Raw genomic sequence first — 22,751 nt, 5'->3', positions numbered from 1 at the left:
AACAACGGGGCTGTGCTTCAAGTATTTTATACTTGAGAACAGCCCCTGCTGTTTTATAGACAACCGATATCGTCCCATATGTCCCCAGGGTGTTCGGATGGTGAAGGTGTTGCCGCTAGTACAGGACTTCTATCAATGACAACTGATGGCGTGCTGATCGTTAATATTGTCATTCTCTTCTTCTGCCTCCTTTTTAATTTGAAACTTATCATGAAGCGTCCTATAATAGGCGTCCCATTGTTCATGATCATGGTAATACCTAGCTAAGGCATCATATATGTCTGTTTGTATATGTGTAGCCTGCATGCGATTGGCCAAAGTCAGCGCCTTATGAAGGTGATCCAATGCTAGGATATCTCGGCCGTGATAAAGATCAATGTCCTTTTGAAGCATAGATGTTTCAATCCATTCAGATTCATGACGGTTAGGGAGACGGGCTGTGACCTCGTTCAATTTATCTTGTGCCCCCGAATAATCACGCTGTTTGATAGCGGTGTTTGCCATGGCTAAAAGGGTTCTTAGTTCACCTAATGTATCCTGTTTGGCTTGTTTGATCGCTAAAGCGATGGCCAAATGTTGTTCTGCGCCATTGTCATTGAGTTGCGCTGATTCACACATGGCAATATTGTGATGAATTTTTCCGAGCAGGTGTTGGTGATTCATTGTTTCCGCACGCTGCTTTGCGGCATAGAATGTTTGCAAAGATGATTGGTAGAAGCGGTTTTCAGCATACATAATGCCTTGCAAAATATACGTACCAATGATTTGCTCTGACGCTTCATCGGGTAAATGAATCAGAGCTTTTTCACTAAAATAAGCCGTTTTGTCATACGCTTTAAGTCTGAAGTGAGCTGAAGCTAGATTGTAATAGATGGATCCTTTAAGATGAGAACGCTCTTCCGGAACGGTGTTCAAGCTGTTGTGAAACATCTGAATCGCTTTGTCATAATGATTCCTGTGGAACTGGATAACGCCGAGTTTCATGATGACAGGTGCACAAGCCGCTGTATCATTATGTTTAAAAATATCTAATGCTTGAGTCAACTGATTCTCAGCCTGTTGAAGATCACGGTAGTTGATGAGCAAATTCCCTAACTGGAAACAGGACTGAGCTTGGATGTCAAATAATAAAGCCTCTTCGGCTTGATCAATAATATCCTGGTAAAGTTTGATCGCTTGATCGGACAAACCGGCCTGTTCATAAGTTGAAGCCTCCTTAAGCAGGTGTTTGAGTTTTGTCCGTTTTTGCTCATTGACATATAAATTTTGTCTCAAGTTCAAGGTTTGTTGTAAATAATGCCATGTCTTGGGATCAAGAGGGGTTTTTCCGTTTTCGATGTTGCTTAGTCGACTAATTGACATGCCATTACCCGCAATTTCTTTTAAGGTTAGGCCCAACGCCTTCCGCTGCTTTCTGAGTTCATTTCCAATTGTCATTAAACCACCTCCTTATATAGCGTCATTTCACTACGTTGATTTTCTTAACTGCAAAATGAAAACTGTAGGTGTCAAGAGAGCCGAAGAGGCTCCCATATGTTTACAAAAATTTTAAACATTCTAAACAGTATAGGCAAGTGTTTTGCTGGGATTTCGTTCGTAAGTCACCTGGGTCTTTAGACCTGTATGTTCGATTAATGTTTCAAGTGATCTCTTGTTTAGCCCAAAAGTCGAAGTTATTTAGTTATAGGCGATGATTCTTCTTGACAGACAATAGGAAGTACGTTAAGAATCAATTTATAGGGTTCTAAGTAATAAACACAAGGATGATGGCACAATTTAAATAGAGTGGAAAAGTTACAGCAAAGGAGAGATGATATGGCGATTGTTTACATAAGTTTAATTGGTGCGGCGATTGTATTGATTGTAGCTGCTTTCTTCATTTATCAAACGGTTCGACGAACGTTGGATATCGTCATGCGGTTATCAAAAACCGCTGAATCCATGCGGGAAAGCGTCGAGAACATGAATAAGGAACAAAAACAGTTCATGCACCGTTTAGACAAGCTTAATGACGATATTAAGCAAAAGCAGGAACAGACGCAGGCAACCGTTCAACAAACGAAGGAATTGATAAGGCGTTTGCAGTCGGCACCTAAGGTTATTTGGGGCGGAGTTAAGGGAAAAGTAAAATAGAGCCCGAGCATTTTTTGGGCTCTAAATTTTCTCTGTGACGACCTGAGGATGGACCGTGATGTCAACGTTGCCTCTAAGCGCATTGCCAATCATGCAGTGGCTTTCCGCCTCATAAGCGAGATCGGTGACGTCTTTAATGGTTTCCGAAGAGGTGCTTTTATCGAGAGTAATGGTCGGGTAATGGGTGATCTGTTCAAACCGTAATCCGTCATCTTTGACCACGATGCCTTCGGATTCAATATCTGTTTTGACATAGTTAATATTGCGATTTGTTAATCTAGCAGCCAGGGTCATCATGTAGCACGTAGCCACGGAGCCAACTAACATTTCATCAGGGTTGGTGCCGACGCCTTGTCCACCCATCTGTGAATCGAAGGACACTTTTGTTTTTAATCCATGGACATCAATCGTGCCGGCGCCATCGCGTCCGCCTTCGTATTCACCCTTTAAATGAAACCGGTATTCTGTCATTTTAAAACCTCCCATCGGTTCATCGCTATTTTAACATACATGGTCATCGTTCATACGTTTTGATTTTGCAACTTTTAGGTGGCCTGTTTCGTTTAATGGGAGGATTAAGGGTTCATTTGCAGAATTTAAGAATGGACGTCCTTTACCTCAGCATAGAATAAGTTATGCAGATATAAAAACTCGATAGGTAAAAGTGGTTAGTTGTATGGTATAATTGAACTAAAAAGATGCTTCTCAATGTGAAAAAAGGGGCCGCCTGACCAACATGGATTTTATACATGAAATTCAAGAATTTTTTACGACATATGTAACTGAAGAAAATATTAAAGGATTGCTTCAAGGATACCGGGGATTAGGTTCCTTTCTAGGTATTATTTTGCCGATGCTTGAAGCTTTTTTCCCTATTTTACCATTATTAGCATTTGTGTTGGCCAATGCTGCCGCTTATGGATATTTCCTCGGCTTTTTACTATCTTGGGCAGGGTCCTGTATCGGATCTATTATCGTCTTCTGGTTTTTTCGGACTGTGGCCAAGAGAAAGCTAGGCAATTGGTTAGAAAAACGTGAGAATATTCACAATATGCTTTTGTGGGTTGAAAAAGGCGGATTCGGTCCCGTATTCATTGTTTTATCGATCCCATTTACGCCGTCTTCCATTATTAATGTTGTCTCAGGCCTTTCCAATATGAATCCCCGCTCGTTTATTCTAGCTGTTGCGATGGGTAAAGCGATTATGGTCGGTATTGTTTCATACTTTGGTGAAGATTGGCAGGAGATTATCAGACAACCGGTTCGGATTATTGTGATCATAGCTGTGTTAGCTGTTCTATGGGTGGCCGGCAAATATATTGAGCGCCGTTTGAATAAGGCCCCTAAGGGTCAATCCAAAAAGACGAGAAAACGCGATCGGATGCCTAATGAATAGGCTGTCTAAATGACTGAAGCAGGGGGCTTATGCCCCTGCTTCGATTTTTTTATAGGTTTCTTTGTTACATATAATGTAAAGTTTGGCTTTAGAAGGTATGGGATCTTTAAGTCTCCGGATAATGCCAAAATCGGAACCGTCCGCAATCAGTGAGGCCCCCATGTCTTTCAGCGCTTCAAACGCATCTTCGTAAGTTGTCCAGTCAGATTGTTTTTCAATCACCCAAAGATCATCGCCATATTTGTTACTTAATAATTGCATAAACAGTTGGCTCGTCCCTTTATGTAGCATTGATTTGGCCATGAGAAATGGGAAGGCTTCATTAGATAAAATGAATTCGTTGATTTTAACATGTTCAAAGTTCGGTACATGCTCTTCATTTGTGACCTCTACAATGGTGTAGATATCCCTTCCATGATCATAACCATAACTTTCAACGGCTGAGGCAATCAATAACGCTTGTCCATCGGCTATGCTCTGTTGACCGAGATTATCAGGTGTAAAAATCGATACAGATTTTGCTTTAAGAATATTGGCTTTATCCATGATATCAGCAACGGTGGGTTCGCCTTGTATAAAATGAACCCTTTCATGTTTGATAGGGGTTTTATCTAAGGTATCAATTAAAACAATATCGTTATCTGTTTCACTAGAAAAAAGAATCTCATTGATTGTTTTTTTGGATTTCTCAGACCAACCAACGATGACAAAATGATCAGTACCTTTATATTCCAATTTACCTTCCACCTTTAGTACTCGAAATAATCCAAAGACATCCACGATTTTACCGATGATGATACCAATGACGCCGATTCCAGTTAGGTAAAGACAAATTCCGACGATTTTGCCGGGGATCGTGACCGGATAGAAATCACCAAAACCAACCGTTGTAACGGTAGTCATCACCCACCAAAAGCCGTTAAAGGGATTTTTGAAATTGGTCGGTTCAAGATAATAGATGATGTATGAACTACAAATATATAGGATGGAAGCATACAGGAGCAGTGTCCATGTCCTCAACCTTACAATTTTCTTCATCAATTGAAACATCTGGGGCCTCCGTACGCGATTATGATGAATGATGTCTTCGTAAGCATATTTTTCCCATGTCTTTGACAGGCTATAAGTAGAACTTGAGTAAGGGTGATCATCATGAGCGGAGATTGGCTGTCAATTGTTCCTTTCTTAGTTGTTATTCCTTTAGCTATATTTACGAAAAAGGTGTTACCAGCACTGGTTGTGGGAGTTGTTGTCGGGGGTTATCTTGTTCAGCCGCAGCCTGTTGGTGGCTTAAAAGCAGCTGTTCAATATGTCGTCAACGCCTTAATTGATGAAAATAATATTAAGGTGATTTTATTTTTATATGCGTTTACGGGCCTTGTCGGAATGATGAAACATAGTGGAGGGATTAAAGGGTTTGTTAAATGGGCCTCAGATACAATCGAGACCAAGCGTGGTGCCATTGGGTTAACATGGGTGTCGACATTGGGGACATTTGCGGCACCAAGTTTTCGGATTGTGACCGTTGCTCCGATTATGCGTTCATTGCTACATAGAATTAAAATGACGCCACAAGAATTAGGGTTTGTGATTGAAACGACGTGTACCTCAATTGTTTCCTTAATACCGATTTCGACTGCATTTGTTGGTTATATGGTGTCAGTCACTAATATGGCGTTAAAAAATGAAAATATTAATGCTGATGGTTACTCAATGTTTTTACGTAGCATTCCATTTAATTTCTTTTCTTTGGCCATTATTCTGATCGGCATTTACCTTAGCTTTTTCCACAAGTCCAAAAAAGACGTGGAGAAGAATGCCGAACCGGAAAATAAAGAACAAGCTGAAGCTAAAGGCTATGAAGATTGTCATCCCGCGGTATCTAAAGATTTGCCAGCTAAACCGTTCAATCTCATTGTCCCATTGTTTTTAGTCATTTTCTTGACCATTGGGCTCACTTATTATAACGGTGTCAGGAAAGGTTTCAGTGGTTTTAATGCTTTTATTGAAGCGGATGTGCTTGATGCGATGTTAGTTTCGTTAGTGACTGGCATATTATTTGCCTTTGTCTTTTATTTGTTCCAACAATTTAAGTTACAGGATTTAATGGATGAATTTATTAGCGGCGCCAATGGTTTGATGCAAGTTGTTATTTTACTATCGGTTGTCTGGGGACTGTCTTTGGCCGCGAATGATTTAGGATTTGCCGATTTTGTCTCCAGTCATATCAGCTGGATTCCTGACGCCCTTGTTCCACCGGTTATGTTTGTTCTAGGTTCATTTATCGCTTATTTTATCGGGTCAGCGTTCGGGACTTGGGGCATTCTGATGCCTTTAGGCGTTTCGATGGCGGCCATGGCCGATGCTTCACTGCCTGTTGTGATTGGTGCGGTGTTTGCAAGCGGGGCATTCGGAGCCTTCGCGTCGCCGCTGAGTGACGATACAAACACGATGGCAGGGATTCTTGATTTAAAAGCTGTGTCTTATTCAAGATTTAAGTTAAAACCAGGACTGATTGCCGCGGGCGTTGCAACGGTGGGGTACGGAGTGACGGCTTTTATAATATAAGCTGACGGGTGTCTCTCACATAAAACGGACCGTAGTGATGCAAACTAGTTGTGACACTTTATAGAAAGGTTGAGAGGCTATGTCGGATGATAATAAACATTTGATTAATTTTATGAATCAAGAGCTCTCTAATTTTAATGTTATGTATGTCAAATTGCATCGCTATCACTGGTTTATACAAGGGCAGCATTTCTTTGTGCTACATAAGTTTTTCGAGGAACTTTATAAGGAAATGGCCCAAGACATTGATAACATGGCTGAACGGATTCTAGCTGTTGGTGGAAAGCCGCTGGCTGTTATGTCAAAGTATTTGGAACAGGCGACATTGGTAGAGGCGAATGCGGATGATGAAGAGGAAGAAGTCATCCAGCAATTGCATGAGGATTACGATCAGATGGTTCGTGAAATCCGTGAAGAAGGTTACAAACTCACGGATCAAGCCAACGATGAGCCGACCCACGATATGTTGGTTGAGCTTCAAGGCCGATTCGAACAGCATATTTGGATGTTAAGTTCCTATATGGAACAGCCAAGATAAGCGAGAGAGACTGGGACAAAAGTATATTCGTCACAGAATCATCCGAACTTTTTTATTAAACCGTTCGGATGATTTTTTTTAATCGTTATTCGTGTGATTGCTTCGTCAAAATCCTTCGCTTGCTGTGGGTACGGACTCAGCTAGCTTGGAAAAGAAAACTGTGCCTCCCTCCTTTTCGTACTTTTTGCAACTGGGGATTCTATACACTATGCCTGTCTTCAAGGTATAATGTTTACAGTCAGCACCAATAAGAAAGTCATTGGCATAGAAAGGTGCTGGGGAGAGGCGTAGCGCATTGAGAATATGGGGAGCTCGAGGTTTTACCGTTTCAATAGGTTGTTACACGATACTGCACTTTTTATTATATTTCTATCATTCTGAGTCGATGGAAGTGGTTCTTTCTGTATTTGGTTTCCTTTCCATCGTCTTTAGTTTTATGTATTTGAGACGGGTACAACTCTTGGTGCCGTCTTTTTTAATCATCGCGTCGCTTGTTATTGAAATTGTAAGCGGCAGTCCGATGATTCACGAGACAACAAACGGCCTTCTGCAAATGCGCAGTTTAATAGGCCTTTTATTTATCGTTCCGATGATCGGTTGGGTACTAAGGGAAGAACCTTATATCGAAAAGATCATGTATTTGGCGCGACATTTACTCCGCACAAGCCGTCGATTTTATTTTGGCATGATGTTGATGACGCAGTTGATTGCTTATTTTCTTCTGTTCGGTGCTTTACCTGTTAGTTATCAGTTTGCCGAAGCCTTTTTGAAAGAAAAAAAGGGGGAGGCATGGGACTATTTTAAAGGCACCGCTTTATTACGGGCTTTTGCTTTGAGTACGCTATGGGTTGTCAGCATTCCCAGCTTTGTGTATGCTGTCGAAAGTTTGAAGGCTTCCCTATGGTTGTCCATCCTGCAGGGATTTTTGCTTTCCTTATGTGCGATGGTTTTAGCGGTATCCATGTCTTATCTTAAGGAAAATCGGTATGGCATTGATATTACCAAAGAACTGCAGAATGTTATCGGAGAAATGGAACGGTACACAGGACAGGGGAAAAACGGGAGACGGCAAGTGTTAGAATTTGTGATTTTATTTGTCTCTTTGTTTGGCACGATTTTTTTTATTCATGGCATTTGGGGGACGCGATTATTAACCATTATCCCTTTGGTCATCGTCTTTTGGACGTTATTCTATTATATTGCTAAAAAAAGTGTTCCCCGTTTAATCAAAAGAATCCAGTATTATTGTACGGATGAGGCACAGGAAAAATCGCAGCAATTTTTGTTATTGTTGTCTGCTGGATTACTGATTAACAGTCTAAATCATTCCGGTATGGGTCAGATGCTGATAGATGGTATTTTCTATGTTGCTGATGGGGTTCCTTTTTTAAATGTGTTATGGCTGCTGCCGTTTGTCCTTATATTCCTTGGTCTTGTCGGATTAGGTCCTTTAACGGTGATGGTGCTAGTAGGAGGAGTTCTGCAAGGTGTCACAATTCCTTATCCGCCTGAATTGATTGTGATGGCCTTAACCAGTGGCAGTGTGATCTCGATTCTCTTGTCACCGTTTATTATGCCCGTCATTCTTTTGAGCGGAACCAATGGTTTAAGTGTTTTTAAAAATGGTTTCAAATTTAATTTAATGTATGCATTCGCCTTCTATTTGCTGACTCAAGCTTATATCCAATTATCGGTGGGTATTTTTCTATAAGGCTGTTTTCGTCAACTTTGTTGCTATTTGAGAGGAGGGTGTTGATTTCCGCTCCAGGAGCTCGCTTTCCGCGGGGCGTGTGGTGAGCCTCCTCGGTGCTCTGCACCTGTGGGGTCTCACCTGTCCCGCTCGTCCCGCAGGAGTCTCGCACCTTCCGCTCCAATCAACAATTTTTGATGCTATAGCTTTCATAAACCTTCAAAAAACAACAATCTTTTATTAAGGCTGTTTTCGTCAACTTTGTTGCTATTTGAGAGGAGGGTGTTGATTTCCGCTCCAGGAGCTCGCTTTCCGCGGGGCGTGCGGTGAGCCTCCTCATGCCCACAGGATGTGGGTAGGATCAGCGTTGTCACAGGACGTGACGAATTTAGCTGATCATCCTTAATCGCCTGTGGGGTCTCACCTGTCCCGCTCGTCCCGCAGGAGTCTCGCACCTTCCGCTCCAATCAACAATTTTTGATGCTATAGCTTTCATAAACCTTCAAAAAACAACAATCTTTTATTAAGGCTGTTTTCGTCAACTTTGTTGCTATTTGAGAGGAGGGTGTTGATTTTCGCTCCAGGAGCTCGCTTTCCGCGGGGCGTGCGGTGAGCCTCCTCATGCCCACAGGATGTGGGTAGGATCAGCGTTGTCACAGGACGTGACGAATTTAGCTGATCATCCTTAATCGCCTGTGGGGTCTCACCTGTCCCGCTCGTCCCGCAGGAGTCTCGCACCTTCCGCTCCAATCAACAATTTTTGATGCTGTAGCTTTCATAAAACCTTCAAAAAACAACAATCTTTTATTAAGGCTGCTTTCGCCAGCATTGTTGTTATTTGAGAGGAGGGTGTTGATTTCCGCTCTACGTGTATTCGGGCTGCTCACAGTATCTAACATTTTTTTTAGAAACTTTTCTGAACCCGGTGCATATGATTCATTGGATAACAAGAAATCATATGAAGGGCAGAATGTTTGATGGCGGATGAGTATCGTTCACGTATGGAGCGGCGAAATGGATCTAGAAGAGCTCGAAGCAGGAAGAAAAAAGGCGGGGGCCTTTTAAAAAAAATGATTCTCTACTGTCTCATTGCGGTGTTGCTGATTATCATAGTGGGTTCAATATGGATCTTCTCCATCATCCAGAGCGCGCCTGAGCTGACCTCAGAAAGACTAGAAACCCCTTTTTCATCACAAATTTATGATCAAGACGGAAAGCTTGTCACGACATTATTCAAAGAACATAACCGGATGAAGGTGGACATACAAGATGTTCCGGCTACGATGAAAAAAGCCGTGACTTCAATTGAAGACAGGCGATTTTATCAGCATAGCGGCATCGATATCCGGCGTATTTTTGGTGCGTTGATTGCTAACGTCAAAAATGGATGGGGGTCTGAAGGCGGCAGTACGATTACCCAACAGGTCGTGAAAAGAACGATATTATCCCCAGAAAAAACGTTGCCCCGTAAAGTCAAAGAAGCTTATCTAGCGATGAAACTTGAACAAAGCTATTCCAAAGACAAAATTCTACAAGTGTATTTGAACAATATTTATTACGGAAATGGGGCCTATGGGCTCATCACGGCATCGAAGACTTATTTTGGTACGAAAGATTTGTCCCAACTCAATGTTTCGCAAATGGCTTTACTTGCAGGTTTGCCCAATGCACCGAGTTACTACAATCCCTTTCAATATCCCGAGAGAGCCGCTGATCGAAGGAATCAGGTTTTACATGCTATGGTCCAAACCGATGCAATATCAGAGAAACAAGCCAAAAAAGCTAGAGCGATGTCAGTTGAGAAATTAGTTAAGAAGCAAAAAGACAATAACAATGATAAGGACCAACCCTATCAAGCATTTGTTGACCGTGTTTACCACGAATTGGTGATTGAACGTGAGGTCATTTCGGATGAACAGTTTTATCAAGGCGGTTTGAAAATTTATACGACTTTGGACATGGATGCACAGAAAGACGTTGATCAGCTTTTAAAATCGGATCAAGTCAATTATCCTGATGAAGCATTTGAAGCTGGTGTCGCCCTGATCGATACGCAAACAGGGGCTATCCGGGCTGTTGGCGGCGGAAGAGACTTTCTTGCGATTGGTGATACCAACTATGGTACTGAAGAAAAAAGCCCGCCCGGTTCCACGTTCAAGCCGATTATTGATTATGGCCCGGCCATTGAATACTTACATTGGGCAACGGATCATACCCTTGTAGATGAACCCTATGCCTATAGTGATGAAACACCCATTCACGAATGGGACGGTGAATATTGGGGATCAATGACCATGCGCAGGGCGTTGGAATGGTCAAGGAACATTCCCGCTTTAAAAACATTCCAGGCTGTTGGAAAAGAGAAGGCAACTAAGTTTGCCAAGCACCTAGGCATTGATCTTGAAAAACCCATTCCGGAAGCGGCAGCGATCGGCGGACTTTCTTCGGGTGTCACACCGCTGCAGCTGGCAGGTGCTTACGCAGCGTTTGGCAATGAGGGAATCTATCATAAACCCTATAGCGTGACGAAAATCATCTTTCAAAATGGGGACGACAAGACATTTCATCATGATTCCGTACGTGCCATGCATGACTATACGGCTTACATGATGACTGACATGCTCAAAACCGTCATGACGTCCGGTACAGGGGCTAAAGCCCATTTATCTGGCATTCCGGTCGCGGGTAAGACGGGATCAACCAATATCCCGAATGCTCTAAGGGAACAATACAACATTGGCGACGGCTTGCTTGATTCGTGGTTTGCCGGATATACGACGCAATACACGGCCGCGATTTGGACCGGGTACCCGAAATTCAAGGATGGTAACAAGGTTCATTATATTCGTTACGACGGGTCGGAAGATATTGCTAAAGCCATTTTTAAAAAATTGATGACAGGCATGTCTGACCCGGATACACCGGATTTTGACAGACCTGATTCAGTCGGCGGCTCCGGAAATACACTGTACGTGCAAAAGTCTAAGCCGGCAAGGTCCGTGGGCGACGAGCAACAAGATAACGACAGCCCGGATCAAAAGCAAAAGACACCGTCAAAACAACAAAAGCATCAACATGACCAAGAGCAAGAACAACCCGATCAGAACCTGGAAAAAGAACAAAACAAGCAACCTGATGGGGAGCAGCCTGATAAGAAAAGTCAACAGAATAAAAATGAGCGCAAGGATCAACAGAAGAAAGACGAGAACAATCAGGATTCCCAGAAAAAGCAGAACGATCAAGAAAGCCAAGATCCATCACAAGCCCCAGACAAAAATCATGCAGAGGGCGAAAACGGCCAGGATAAGGATAGTAACGCTGACGACAACACGGATGATCAAAGTCAGAGCGGGGATGACGATAGACAGGGCGATAATGAAAGCAATACCGATGACAAGCAGAATAGTGAAAAAACCGGGGAGACGGGATCTAAGGAAGGGGATCAAGAGCCCCAAAACGAATCAAAGAATGATAACTCATAAGAGGCTGTCCTTAAGGGACAGTCTTCCTTAAATTGAAGGTTCCTTGATTCATCTAGATTATGGAGAAACGTATTGTGAAAATGGAGGAATTTTCATATAATTATTATAATATGGATTTTTTTCAATTGGATCGGAAGGAGCGCGTACTTGTGGGTATGAAAGCTAACCAAGATTATTATAATCAAGGATTGGGTCCTATAAAAACAAAAGATAAAGTCATGGGTATCCTCGCTTTAGTTGTACCAATTATTAGCATTGTTATAATACTTCATTGGACGACGGTGTTTTCGATAATAGCAGGCCTTATGGTTGCTACTTTTTTTGGGTGTGGGGCACCATTTTCCATATCCGGCAATATAAAGTCAACCAATCAACGACCTATGTTAGACAAAAAAGGTTGGAAAATCATATAAGATGATCGTTAAATGGTAGTCGACTCATTGATCAATTGGAGAGTCTAAGGTGTTTCTTTTTATCGGGCCAGTTTGCTGGGTAACGTATTGTGAAAGCGATGGGAAAAGGTTAATTTTTTGGAAGGGCAATTAATCTATTGATATGCTTTAAGGGGGGATTGAATGAAGGTAAACGAATCACAGAATAAATTCAGAGGCAGTTAAAAAGCTTATTACAGAATACAAGCTAACACCAGAAAAGACTGTTCGGGAAACGAGCGCCTTTCTTGAAAAGGCCTTTTTTTATTATGTTTTTCTGGTTTTATTTTCATATTATGGTAGTCGGATTGGTGTAACGATAAGGGGTTCAAGGGAGTGAAGTATTATCAGAGCGGTAAAAAAGTTATTTAAGTGGATATGTAGCGGAAAAGATAATGACCTTGCTAGCCTTTTAGCGATGGCAGTTATGTTCGCCTTAATAATTGTTATGTATTATCCGGAATTTGAATCTATATGGGGACATATTCTGTGGCTTATTCCTTATTGCTTAATCCTAGTTGTGCTTTTTAGGCTAACTGAATACATTATTAGAAGATTATTAGGGGATAAGGCTAATAAAGAAGTCGGAAAGTTCTATACTGCTATCCTCATTATTGTGTTTGCTATTACAAGTTCGTTAATACCGTAAATAAAAAGCCGAAGGGTGATTGCAGCAAAGGGGGTCGCTCTTTGCTTATTTATGACAGGGGATTTTTCAGGAATAAAGCACAGTCAACATACATATAACGACCTTCCTCAATCGGTGCGCTTTTTTGAACAAAATGATTAATTTGATGGGGGATGCAACTTTGAATAAAAAAAGGGCAAAGGATTTATTAGGAGTTTTATCACTATTAACAGCGGTAATAAATGTGATTTTTTGCTTTGTAACAAGAGGACCTAATGCAAATTTGACCCTGGTTATAAGCGTGTTTACGGTGCTTTCCGTAGTTGGAATTATTTTTGCAATCATATCAAAAAAACTGTGGTTTATTATAATAGGAATTATATTAAATGGCGCAGTGTTAGGATTTGCTTATTTTCTTTTACTTGCAGTAGGCATTAGTGAACCATAATCTCTAAACCACATTAACATTCCATATAATTATTTGGATTTATGAAAAAGAGGTGAAAGTTTGAAATTAATACCATTGATTATATCGTTAGTTCTGTGCAATTTCGTATCGCTTTTAAATTTTTCGGGACACGATTATTTTAATGGCCCATTTATGGCTATAATCTCTTTATTTGTCCTAATCGAATTGATAAGAAAGCTAACAAATAAAAAGGAAAATGTTAGTTAAGCAAACGGGTGCTTTTTTTAATAAGTCGGAGCATTACTAACGTATGAATTTTCAGATTCTAATGGTGCTAAAAGTTTAAGGAGAGTATTTTAGTATGTAGGGGATGGGAATTTAATTGAGGATAATCATAATAATCGTTTGGGTGTTTCTCTTTCTTTATTTGCCCGAGTTAATTGGTTTAAATAAAAACATTTATTTTTTTCTTATTGGCTTCCCAATAGCTTTAATTGGGATATTTGCAATCGATTGTTTGCTCAAAGGTGAAAAACAACTTTAAAAAGGTGAATGAATTAAATTTCTGGAACGCCGTATACGATGAAAGTCGCACGTACGGTGTGAAGTGGGGAGCTAGCGATAACTTCAAAGGCTTACCTATCACTATAACAATCGTATGTCAGAATCGGGCCGTTTTGTGGAAGGGGTGAGATTAATCCATCTATGAAAAAAAAGATAAAGACTATAATCGGAATGGCACTTTTTAGTATATTTATAATAGGAATTATATTGGGGGTTTACTTCCTTGGAATAGCAGGGATTTTTGGAATACTTGGTGTTCAGTATCAATCAATCTGGTCATTCATCATTTTTGTAATTGGTATCTTTATTCTAGGGCCTCCAGTTGATTTAGTTTTTGGTGCTATAGCTGATTTATCCGTTGAAAAAATATCGGGAAAGATAACAGCGTTTGTTATCCAATTTCTTTTTGGATTTGCAACAAACTGGATCGCTATTTTTACAGTGGATACATTTATGAGCAGCATTAATCTTTCTCTAGAAGCGAAGCTGATTGTTCCACTAATATTAACCTTTTTTGAGTCGGTGTTCGGCAATAAAAATGAAGAGCACGAAAAAGTAGCTTAAGAGTATCATCTAATAAATTTATTTTGTTATCGGTAGCTTTCGTGACCTAAGAAATGCGTAACACTTTAGGGCCGGATTGTTGAGAAGCTATATTTTTATCTGTAGTTAAATTCACAAAGAGATAAATGGGGGAGTCGCACGCATGATTGAAGTTAAAAGAGGACTGCCAGAACATGTGGAAAGTATTTCAAGGGTTTGCATAGAAGGAAGGCAGGACGCAATTGGGCATATCAAAAGTCAGGAAAATATAAGAAGAAATAATCAAGTATTTTATAATGACGATCGTATCTATCGTGAATTAGATGAAGCAGATGGATGGGATGGTTATTTCGTAGCACTTGACAATGGAATCGTCGTGGGGGCTATTGGTGGCGGATAATAGACGATGATAAAAGTGAAGTCTATGTTTTATATCTGGATCCCAATCGCCGGCGAGAAGGGATAGGCACTAAACTTTTAAACTACTTAACAGATATACAGTGTAATAAGGGGGCTAGGGAACAATGGGTATCTGTGCTAAAAGGAAATGATAAAGGTATTCCTTTTTATGAAGCAAAAGGATTTCATTTTATGCATGAAAAAGAAGCCTATAGTAACGTTGAAGGGGAAGACTACATTTCATTGAGATATCGAAGAGACATATAAAAATTGAGCTCTATATAGGAATTGGACGCGCTTGTTTAAAATTTTTGGATAAGGTACAAATAGTTACCTGTTCATAAAAGGGCCATTAACAACATTAACACTGTTTGACAGCTTCTCTGGAACTAGCTTCCCACTTTGATGAATTGCCTGCTGAATCGTCGTACGACTAACATTATACCGTTGCATTAATTGGTTCTCGGATGGAATCTGATGTCCGGGGCTCAATTAATTTGAATAAGAAAATGTGTTATTGGATAATAAACTGTAAATTAAATATAATTGGAGGAAAATTAGTATGGATCAATTTAAACTAACAAAAAGCTTTTCATCATCGTTCGGACAGATCAGCTATGATATCAAGGGAGAGGGTCCACCTATTGTCCTTATACATGGAACTCCATGGTCATCATTTAACTGGCGCAATATAATTCCTGCACTAAGTCAATGGTTTACTGTATATTTTTATGATCTATTGGGTTATGGACAGTCTGAAAAGCCAGATGAGGATGTTTCACTTGGAGTCCAAAACAAGATTTTCTCAGAGCTTCTTGATTATTGGGAACTGAAAAACCCTATTGTGGTTGGACATGATTTTGGGGGAACCACTGTTTTAAGAACGCATCTTTTGGAGAAACGGGAATTTGAAAAAATAATACTTATTGACCCGGTCGCTATTGCGCCTTGGGGATCTTCTTTTTTCACGCATGTTAACAAATACGAAAAGGCTTTTCAGGGAATCCCGGAATACATCCATGAATCAATGGTCTCAACTTATGTCCAAGGGGCAAAATATAAATCAATGGATAAAGAAACATTGAATGGAATCATTAACCCTTGGCTAGGTACAACAGGTCAAGATGCATTTTATCGTCAAATTGCACAGGCCGACGAAAGTTACACCGATGAAATCGAATCTTTCTACAATGAGATCAAAAAGCCTGTACTCATAATTTGGGGTGAACAAGACAGTTGGATTCCAATTGAAAGAGGAAATAAATTGCACAATAAAATGAATACATCAGAATTTGTTTCAATACCAAATGCGGGACACCTGGTACAGGAAGATCAACCTACCGAACTTGTGTCATATATACTAAAATTTCTTGATACTTAAACGTAACGTTGATTGCTTTTATGACTGAGACTATGCGGCAAACGGGTGCTTTTCTCTTATAAGGAATAGCGTCAGTATCGCATGTAGGTATTGCCCACCAATTGTTGCACGCCATTGCTTATACCTTTAAAGATAAAGCACCCGGTTAGTCCAATAAGATATAACATATTTTTCGATTGTTTCTATTTCCTTTTTTTAAAACCCCCATAAGTAAAGTGACAAGGCTCACTATGGAACTGTTTGAAGATATTATTGTTAATGTTCCTACAATTGCTCATCCACTCCCAACAATCATGACATAACCAAGGAAGTAACTCCCCATATAATTCCTATTATAAATATACTAAAAGTGCCATAGTCTTTATCTTTTTTTCATAGATCGATTAATCTCCCCCTAACGTCGTATGCAGAAAAGCTTGCCTGTACGGTGTGAAGTCGGAGGAAAGCTGGCGAGAACGTCAAAAGCTTACCTATCACTATAAGAACTAGCGAGACTAAAATTGGCATATGAAATAAGCGCAGAACAACTCTAGAAAAGAGTGGTTTTTCTTGTCACTTCCTTTCATCAATGTTGACAGGGATGAACTGTACATTCATAATATGAATAATATTCAAATATGAATTGTATTCATTTTTTTATTTTCTCTTGGGAGTCAGTTTACCTAAAAAAATGACTTGCTTTATTTTATACCATTAGCGGAGAAAGGAACCAAGAAATTGAGAGAATCTAACGGAAACATCAGTGGTGATACGACTCGCCTAAGGAAAGAGCAATGGGCGATGTTGGTGATTTTGACGATGAGTTCGTTCGTAGTGGTATTGGATTTTGCCTCGATGTTCATCCCACTACCAACAATTATGGAAGACTTGGCTGGCACACTTGACGAAGCCACATGGGTGATAGCAGCCTTCATCCTAGCTTTTGCCGTCTTTTTACTACCCTGCGCCACACTGGTCAACTACTATGGCAAGCGACGGTTGTTCCTATCCGGCGTCATGATTTTTACGGTAGCTTCGATCGCATGCGCACTTACTTCATCCATGGCGTTCTTGATCGGTGCCCGGGTAGTATTAGGGATTGGAGCGGCCATGGTGGAGGCAGCTGTTTTTGCTCTGATAAAGGCCAACATCCCAGGCGAGAAACAGAGTTTCGCTTTTAAAGTGCAGGGTATTGCCTTCGTTCTAGGAGCGTTGTTGGGTACGCCGCTGAGTGGGGCCATAACAACCGGTTTGTCCTGGGAATACATTTTTTGGCTGAACGTACTAGTAGGAGTGGTGGTTGGCTTGGTAGGGCTACGAGTGATTCCTAAATCGAGCCCTGTTCAAGTTCCGAAAAGGATTGATATACCCGGCCTGATATTTAGTGGATCTGGCCTTTTCTTATTATTTTTTGCCATTATAGAGGGCACGCGATTTGGGTGGCATTCACTACTTATCCTGGGCTCGTTTGTCGGATCAGTCGCCCTATTAGTCTTGTTTGTCATGAATGAGCTTCGAGTTCAGGAGCGCCTAGTAGATCTAAGGCTATTCAAAGATAGACGCTTTGGTGTGGGTAACGTCCTGCGATGGGCCAGTGAGTTCGCCAGTATGGGCATTTATTTCGCGATTTCTCATTTTGTACAGGTCCAACTCGGGCACTCGGCGCTGGTCACTGGCCTGTTATTGATGTCAGTCATGATCGGTGGGATATTGATCACCCCCATCACCGAACCCCTTTCAAAGCGGGTCGACGGACGATGGCTGATTGTACCCGGATTCTTGCTGGTGGCAGGAGGAACCTTCTGGCTGGCACATGTATCGCCGGAGTCTGGGTGGGCATTCTTCCTCGCCCCACTGGCGATTGCTGGAGCTGGATTCGTTGCCCAGGAAGACCCGACTGTTAGTGCCCGGGACAGGGACATTCTACCTGAGCAGTCTGATGCTGCTTGGCGCGTTTCCTATACGATATTCCTCCTCGGGGTCGGGTTGGGCGTTTCAGTGGTTTCAGCCGTGTGGCAAAGCCAGCTCGTGTCCAACATGAAAGAAGTTATGGCTAGCAACGACCTACCTACGAGGATTACAAACAGGATATCCTCCTCTCTCTTTGATGAGGGAATAAGTGGACAGCCAGCAGCAGAAATTAGCGGCGCCACCGAAGTGCAACAACTTATTCAGATGGCATTCGCTGACGCGGTGAACACCGCGCTCCTTAGCTGCGTAACGGTGGCCCTTCTGGGAGCAATTATAGCTTTGTTCTTCATCTCGAATCGAAACAAAACGACTTCCATGGATGAGATAAATGACAAGTCATCCAGTTAATCAGCCGAAACTTAGTTATAGCTTTAAGTTGGAATGATAATAGCGACAGAGAAGTATAGCTATGACCTGGTCCAATTTTTACTAACATCCGCTTACTTTATAGGGACCTAAATACAGAAAGGAGATAGAGCAACTCATGAGTGGTCTTAGGGAGAGAAAAAAAGCAAAAACACGGGAAGCGATTCTGCGATCGGCCAAACGCCTGTTTATGTCTCAAGGCTTCATGAATACGGCCATGAGCGATATCGCATTCGACTGTGAAGTTGGCGTTGGCACCTTGTACAATTATTACAAATCTAAATCAAAATTGCTTCAAGAGATACTACGCAATGATTTGCCTGATTTGTCGCACCAGATAGAAGAGATCCAGCGGAATGATTTATTAAGCCTCTCGGAAAAACTCCATCGCATCATTTCACTGTCCATGGGTGTATTTCATCAGTTTCCACGTTCATTCTATAGGGAGTTATTTGCCGTTATATCCAATGAGACAGAAAGCGGGGATGTTTTAAACAGGATGCTTGATATCGACAAACAGTTCATCGCCTTAGTGGCGGACATGCTAAAGCGGGAAAAAGGGGTCGGCCGCCTACCTGATTCATATCCAGTCGATACATCAGTCGATCTAATGTACAGCGTTCTCGTCACCCAAATCATGATGTACCTGTTTGATGATCGTGTCTCAGAGGAACAGATATTGTCCAAGATTATGGTTCAGATTAATTTTTTGCTAGAACAACCGAAATCATAAACAAGAATGATAAGAGTAGTCGAGGGTCTTAATCTCGATACATTCCGTTGAAGAACGATATTGCACTCTTTCTATATTTAAAGGGCTATTTAATTGAACAAGGAAAATTTGACTTGGTGTAGAAGTAACAAACTTAAGGGAATATAACACTTTTAAAGATATGTATGAAGATGTCTCTTCAAAAGATTTAGATGATGTCGGTGGCTCAATTAAAGAGATGGTGGAGAGAACATATAAAATTTATTCTTCTGAAAGAGAAAAGCAATGGGGAACTTCAGCAATTACAATTAAGTTTGTTCCACAAAAAGGCCAAATTGTTGAATAAGGAGGTATATTATAATGACAAAACAAATGAAGCGTTTTGAAAACAAGGTGGCGCTGGTGACAGGTGGGCGTTCGGGGATTGGTCGGGCCATCGCCCGCCGGCTGCGCGACGAAGGAGCGACTGTTATCACCGCACAGCGCGGCGATGATGAGGAATTTGACTGGATTAAGGCAGATTTCTCCGATCCGCATTCACCGGAGCGGATCGTTAAAGAAGTCATCGCTCGGACAGGCAGGCTCGATGTAGTGATCAACAACGCGGGCATGATGCAGGAAGCTGCGATTGAAGAAATGAGCGTTGAGGATTGGCAGCGCAATCTCAGCGTGAATCTGACAGCTCCCTTCCTGCTGATTCGCGCAGCGCTGCCTTACCTGCGCCAGACGAAAGGCAGTATCGTTAATACCGGCTCGACGGAGGGGCTTGCTGCCAACACCTGGCATGCGGCCTACTGCGCGTCCAAGGCCGGGCTTCATGGGCTGACCCGTTCGGTGGCTGTGGACCATGGCCATGAAGGCATCCGTTGTAATGCGGTGGCACCCGGCTGGATCGACACTGAGTTAAACCTTGATATGATCGAAAGCACGCCTGATGCAGAGGCTTTCCGACGAGACATCGCACGCATCCATCCTGTGGGCCGCACAGGTTCACCCGAAGAAGTGGCAGCGCTCGTGACATTTCTCGCAGCCGATGAGGCTGGGTTTATCACAGGACAGGTATATACTGTGGACGGCGGCAGGATGACTAAGTTGAGTCTCCCTTGAACAAGGGGTTCATATCGCTTGCCTGCTCGAAGCTAACATTGAAAAACTGTGGTCGCTCAATAAAAATCGCAGTAAATGGCTTATATTCCATTTATTTATGGGTTCTATCATTTTAATTACTCATGAAAACTTGTTCACACTAATTTGCAGTATTATCATAATTTTATTTTCTGGAATGGACTTGTATAAGTTAAAACACTTTGACTTGGACGAAGTTTTCTGGGATAACGAGTCAATGGAATATGGCATTAGAAACCCACCTGACAAACGTGATAAGCAGTTAAAGCAAATAATTCAAAATGAAAGCTGGGTTATTGAGGGCGTATATTATAGTTGGTTAGACGATAGCTTCTCACTAGCAGATTACATATTTATCCTAAAGCCTAGTGTCTACTTACGTGATTGGAGAATAATTAAGAGATTTTTCTTAAGAAGATTAGGATCTAAACCCTCTTTAAAAAAAGATACCCTTAATTCGGTTATAAAGCTAATCAAGTGGAATCATCAATATGATAATGGAAACTTGAGAAATGCAATGGCTTTGTTAGAAAAACACCAACATAAGACATACCAATTAAAAAATAACGAGGATCTTTTCAAATACATTCAGGATTGATCCACAAATGAGCCCAGGAGTTGAACAAAATAGATTGTTTACAGCAGTTCATTTTTCTTGAGAAAAAGGAGGGCGATTGCTTGTCAAAGGGATTGCTTCACCATATTGAGATATATGTCTCTGACTTAAAAAGGGCGCCATCCACCTACTTGTCAATCAAGCCCTTTGCTGAATTGAATGATGGTATTGTTTAAATATAATTATGAAAATTCAGTAAATAACATTTGATTACAAAGGTCAAAGGAGATTTTATGGTAAAAGATTGTGTTTTTTGCAACCCGGAATTAGAACCTAAGCAAAAAGTCGTTTTGAGTAATGACCATTGTTTATTTTTTCAATTAGAACAAGCCCAAAATAATGGTGGATTACTTGAAGGTGCAGGGCTCATTGTCCCAAAGCAACATAGAGAAACTGTATTTGACTTAACAATTGAGGAATGGCATGCAACTCATGAACTTCTTCAAGAGGTTAAGAAGTTTTTAGATCATAACTACAAACCTAAAGGGTATAATCTTGGTTGGAATTGTGGTGAAGTTGGCGGACAACATATTTTCCATGATCACTTCCATGTATTACCGAGATATCAAGATGAACTATTGGCGGGTAAAGGGATTCGATATATGTTTAAAAGTAAAGAAAATCAAAGAAGTTGTTAGTTGACCCAGGTAATTTTTTTACCCTTAAACAAACGGGACGCGTTTGTCTAGTATTGGACGATATTGAGGAGATAGGTTGATGAAAATTTTTGCTGATATCGTTTCAGGTTTTGCCTTTGTCATTGGCTGGTTTATAGTAGTCGCAAGTCTATGCTATCTGATAGCTTCACTCGTAGCTGGTGGGTTATTTATTCTTATTCCGTCTTCGACACTTGTCGTTGGTATATTACTAACTTTGATCTCGAAAAAGTTGAAGTAATAAATTTTAAAGAACATTCGCGAGGCATAGCTCAACATTTAAAACAAAAAAACTACGATCCATTGATTATAAATCGAGTCCTGGTATGGAATAAGCAGAGTATAAATAGGGAGGAGAACTAATGCCTTTTGTGACTAATAGAATGGGTGGACAGTAAAGTTCAATAAATGTTGAAGGATGCATTGAAGGAGCATGCTTTATGTTATCGTTAAATAAATTCGGACAAATTGTGATTCTCAACGGCACTCCTCGATCTGGGAAATCCAGCATTGCCACTGTCATCCAGAATACGTTTGAAGGTGTGTGGCTGAATTTAGGAGTTGACCATTATATGAAACTGATTCCCGAACGTTATCAGCCTGGGATTGGGCTACGGCCTGGAGGTGAGCGTCCTGACCTTGAACCTTTAGTTATGGTTATGTATCAAACGATGTATGAGTCAATTGCTGCACACAGTCGTTTAGGGATAAACGTCGTTGTGGATGTTGGGCACCATGACGAGTATTCGGTACCTCGGGGGATTTTACCTAAGTGTGCACGAATTCTGAAGGAACTTCCAGTTATGTTCGTGGGCGTTCATTGTCCAATTGAGGTAATCATGAAACGGCGGATGGATACATGGAATACTGGTTACTCCGAAGACGGTTCGGTTCCAACGCCAGTCAAACGATGGCAGAAGTCCGTTCATGTGCCGGGTATCTATGACTTGGAAGTCGATACGTCAGTCCTTAACGCTGAAGCGTGTGCAAATGTTATTCGCCAACGACTCGAAAACGGTCCAACCCCGACAGCATTTCAGTTAATTGAGGACATGGGATCTGGTTAAGGTTTGGTCAACAGTATGTATCTCCGGAGCATGGCATAAAAGAACACGAGAATATGTTGGTTAAGAATCTTGAGCAAACCATCACCGGCAGTTATGA

General features: G+C 41.3%; 23 protein-coding genes and 1 pseudogene. 20 read left to right on the top strand and 4 right to left on the bottom strand.

Features of this window, described 5'->3' with window-relative positions:
• Positions 1-132 precede the first annotated feature (132 nt).
• Positions 133-1,437, bottom strand: coding sequence for a helix-turn-helix domain-containing protein (locus B9Y89_RS04310; protein ID WP_085521875.1), 1,305 nt, complete (start codon positions 1,435-1,437; stop codon positions 133-135).
• A 378-nt stretch (positions 1,438-1,815) separates the two neighbouring features.
• On the opposite strand from B9Y89_RS04310, the gene B9Y89_RS04305 reads away from it, so the two are divergent.
• Positions 1,816-2,133: a DUF948 domain-containing protein gene (locus B9Y89_RS04305; RefSeq protein ID WP_085521873.1), complete on the top strand. Its 318-nt coding sequence runs from the start codon at positions 1,816-1,818 to the stop codon at positions 2,131-2,133.
• Between the two features lie 21 nt (positions 2,134-2,154).
• On the opposite strand, the gene B9Y89_RS04300 is transcribed toward B9Y89_RS04305, so the two are convergent.
• Complete coding sequence (locus tag B9Y89_RS04300) at positions 2,155-2,604, bottom strand: OsmC family protein (RefSeq protein ID WP_176222097.1); 450 nt, start codon at positions 2,602-2,604, stop codon at positions 2,155-2,157.
• Positions 2,605-2,869: 265 nt separating this feature from the next.
• Here B9Y89_RS04300 and B9Y89_RS04295 point away from each other — a divergent pair, with 265 nt between their 5' ends.
• Complete coding sequence (locus B9Y89_RS04295; protein ID WP_085521869.1) at positions 2,870-3,529, top strand: TVP38/TMEM64 family protein; 660 nt, start codon at positions 2,870-2,872, stop codon at positions 3,527-3,529.
• 27 nt (positions 3,530-3,556) lie between these two features.
• On the opposite strand, the gene B9Y89_RS04290 is transcribed toward B9Y89_RS04295, so the two are convergent.
• Entirely contained in the window at positions 3,557-4,579 is a 1,023-nt protein-coding gene (locus B9Y89_RS04290) for a potassium channel family protein (protein WP_085521867.1), read from the bottom strand.
• 102 nt (positions 4,580-4,681) lie between these two features.
• Between B9Y89_RS04290 and B9Y89_RS04285 the strand changes: the two genes are divergently transcribed.
• The 9 genes from B9Y89_RS04285 (at position 4,682) to B9Y89_RS19290 (ending at position 15,048) form a co-directional block, all read left to right on the top strand.
• Positions 4,682-6,097 carry a Na+/H+ antiporter NhaC family protein gene (locus tag B9Y89_RS04285; RefSeq protein WP_085521865.1) on the top strand — a complete coding sequence of 472 codons (1,416 nt, stop codon included), beginning with the start codon at positions 4,682-4,684 and terminating at the stop codon, positions 6,095-6,097.
• A 79-nt stretch (positions 6,098-6,176) separates the two neighbouring features.
• Positions 6,177-6,635 (top strand): Dps family protein, encoded by a 459-nt coding sequence (locus B9Y89_RS04280; RefSeq protein ID WP_085521863.1) that lies wholly within the window; start codon positions 6,177-6,179, stop codon positions 6,633-6,635.
• Positions 6,636-6,930: 295 nt separating this feature from the next.
• Entirely contained in the window at positions 6,931-8,346 is a 1,416-nt protein-coding gene (locus B9Y89_RS04275) for a hypothetical protein (RefSeq protein WP_085521861.1), read from the top strand.
• Between the two features lie 956 nt (positions 8,347-9,302).
• On the top strand, positions 9,303-11,807 hold the full coding sequence (locus tag B9Y89_RS04265) for a transglycosylase domain-containing protein (protein ID WP_139822713.1): 2,505 nt from the start codon (positions 9,303-9,305) through the stop codon (positions 11,805-11,807).
• A 74-nt stretch (positions 11,808-11,881) separates the two neighbouring features.
• Positions 11,882-12,220 (top strand): hypothetical protein, encoded by a 339-nt coding sequence (locus B9Y89_RS04260; RefSeq protein WP_085521855.1) that lies wholly within the window; start codon positions 11,882-11,884, stop codon positions 12,218-12,220.
• Positions 12,221-13,020: 800 nt separating this feature from the next.
• Positions 13,021-13,314: a hypothetical protein gene (locus B9Y89_RS04255; protein ID WP_254901196.1), complete on the top strand. Its 294-nt coding sequence runs from the start codon at positions 13,021-13,023 to the stop codon at positions 13,312-13,314.
• A 666-nt stretch (positions 13,315-13,980) separates the two neighbouring features.
• Positions 13,981-14,403: a YrvL family regulatory protein gene (locus B9Y89_RS04250; protein ID WP_085521853.1), complete on the top strand. Its 423-nt coding sequence runs from the start codon at positions 13,981-13,983 to the stop codon at positions 14,401-14,403.
• 142 nt (positions 14,404-14,545) lie between these two features.
• Entirely contained in the window at positions 14,546-14,782 is a 237-nt protein-coding gene (locus tag B9Y89_RS19295; protein WP_254901180.1) for a hypothetical protein, read from the top strand.
• The gene (locus tag B9Y89_RS19290; protein WP_369596719.1) at positions 14,779-15,048 is read left to right on the top strand and encodes a GNAT family N-acetyltransferase; all 270 of its coding nucleotides are present in this window, start codon (positions 14,779-14,781) and stop codon (positions 15,046-15,048) included. Before B9Y89_RS19295 ends, B9Y89_RS19290 begins: the two co-directional genes overlap by 4 nt.
• A 63-nt stretch (positions 15,049-15,111) precedes the next feature.
• Here B9Y89_RS19290 and B9Y89_RS19535 read toward each other — a convergent pair whose 3' ends face one another.
• Positions 15,112-15,273, bottom strand: coding sequence for a GntR family transcriptional regulator (locus B9Y89_RS19535; protein WP_139822712.1), 162 nt, complete (start codon positions 15,271-15,273; stop codon positions 15,112-15,114).
• Positions 15,274-15,343: 70 nt separating this feature from the next.
• Between B9Y89_RS19535 and B9Y89_RS04235 the strand changes: the two genes are divergently transcribed.
• From B9Y89_RS04235 to B9Y89_RS04200, 9 genes and pseudogenes are all read left to right on the top strand, one after another.
• Positions 15,344-16,162 carry an alpha/beta fold hydrolase gene (locus B9Y89_RS04235; RefSeq protein WP_139822711.1) on the top strand — a complete coding sequence of 273 codons (819 nt, stop codon included), beginning with the start codon at positions 15,344-15,346 and terminating at the stop codon, positions 16,160-16,162.
• A gap of 780 nt (positions 16,163-16,942) precedes the next feature.
• A complete protein-coding gene (locus B9Y89_RS04230) occupies positions 16,943-18,460 on the top strand; it encodes an MFS transporter (protein ID WP_139822710.1) in 1,518 nt (505 codons plus the stop codon).
• Between the two features lie 136 nt (positions 18,461-18,596).
• The gene (locus tag B9Y89_RS04225; protein WP_085521845.1) at positions 18,597-19,211 is read left to right on the top strand and encodes a TetR/AcrR family transcriptional regulator; all 615 of its coding nucleotides are present in this window, start codon (positions 18,597-18,599) and stop codon (positions 19,209-19,211) included.
• Between the two features lie 130 nt (positions 19,212-19,341).
• Positions 19,342-19,536: pseudogene (locus B9Y89_RS18705) on the top strand (hypothetical protein); the annotation flags it as partial.
• A gap of 14 nt (positions 19,537-19,550) precedes the next feature.
• Positions 19,551-20,297 (top strand): SDR family NAD(P)-dependent oxidoreductase, encoded by a 747-nt coding sequence (locus tag B9Y89_RS04220; RefSeq protein ID WP_254901179.1) that lies wholly within the window; start codon positions 19,551-19,553, stop codon positions 20,295-20,297.
• Between the two features lie 235 nt (positions 20,298-20,532).
• A complete protein-coding gene (locus B9Y89_RS04215; RefSeq protein WP_085521843.1) occupies positions 20,533-20,913 on the top strand; it encodes a P-loop NTPase family protein in 381 nt (126 codons plus the stop codon).
• Positions 20,914-21,164: 251 nt separating this feature from the next.
• A complete protein-coding gene (locus B9Y89_RS04210; RefSeq protein WP_085521841.1) occupies positions 21,165-21,569 on the top strand; it encodes an HIT family protein in 405 nt (134 codons plus the stop codon).
• Between the two features lie 79 nt (positions 21,570-21,648).
• Entirely contained in the window at positions 21,649-21,828 is a 180-nt protein-coding gene (locus B9Y89_RS04205; protein ID WP_085521839.1) for a hypothetical protein, read from the top strand.
• Positions 21,829-22,027: 199 nt separating this feature from the next.
• The gene (locus B9Y89_RS04200; RefSeq protein WP_085521837.1) at positions 22,028-22,654 is read left to right on the top strand and encodes a chloramphenicol phosphotransferase CPT family protein; all 627 of its coding nucleotides are present in this window, start codon (positions 22,028-22,030) and stop codon (positions 22,652-22,654) included.
• Positions 22,655-22,751 lie beyond the last annotated feature (97 nt).

This window comes from Tuberibacillus sp. Marseille-P3662 (genome assembly GCF_900178005.1).
In the GTDB taxonomy this organism is placed as follows: Bacteria; Bacillota; Bacilli; order Bacillales; family Sporolactobacillaceae; genus Marseille-P3662.
The sequence above is the reverse complement of the archived record's forward strand: the minus strand, read 5'-3'. Positions and strand labels throughout refer to the sequence as shown.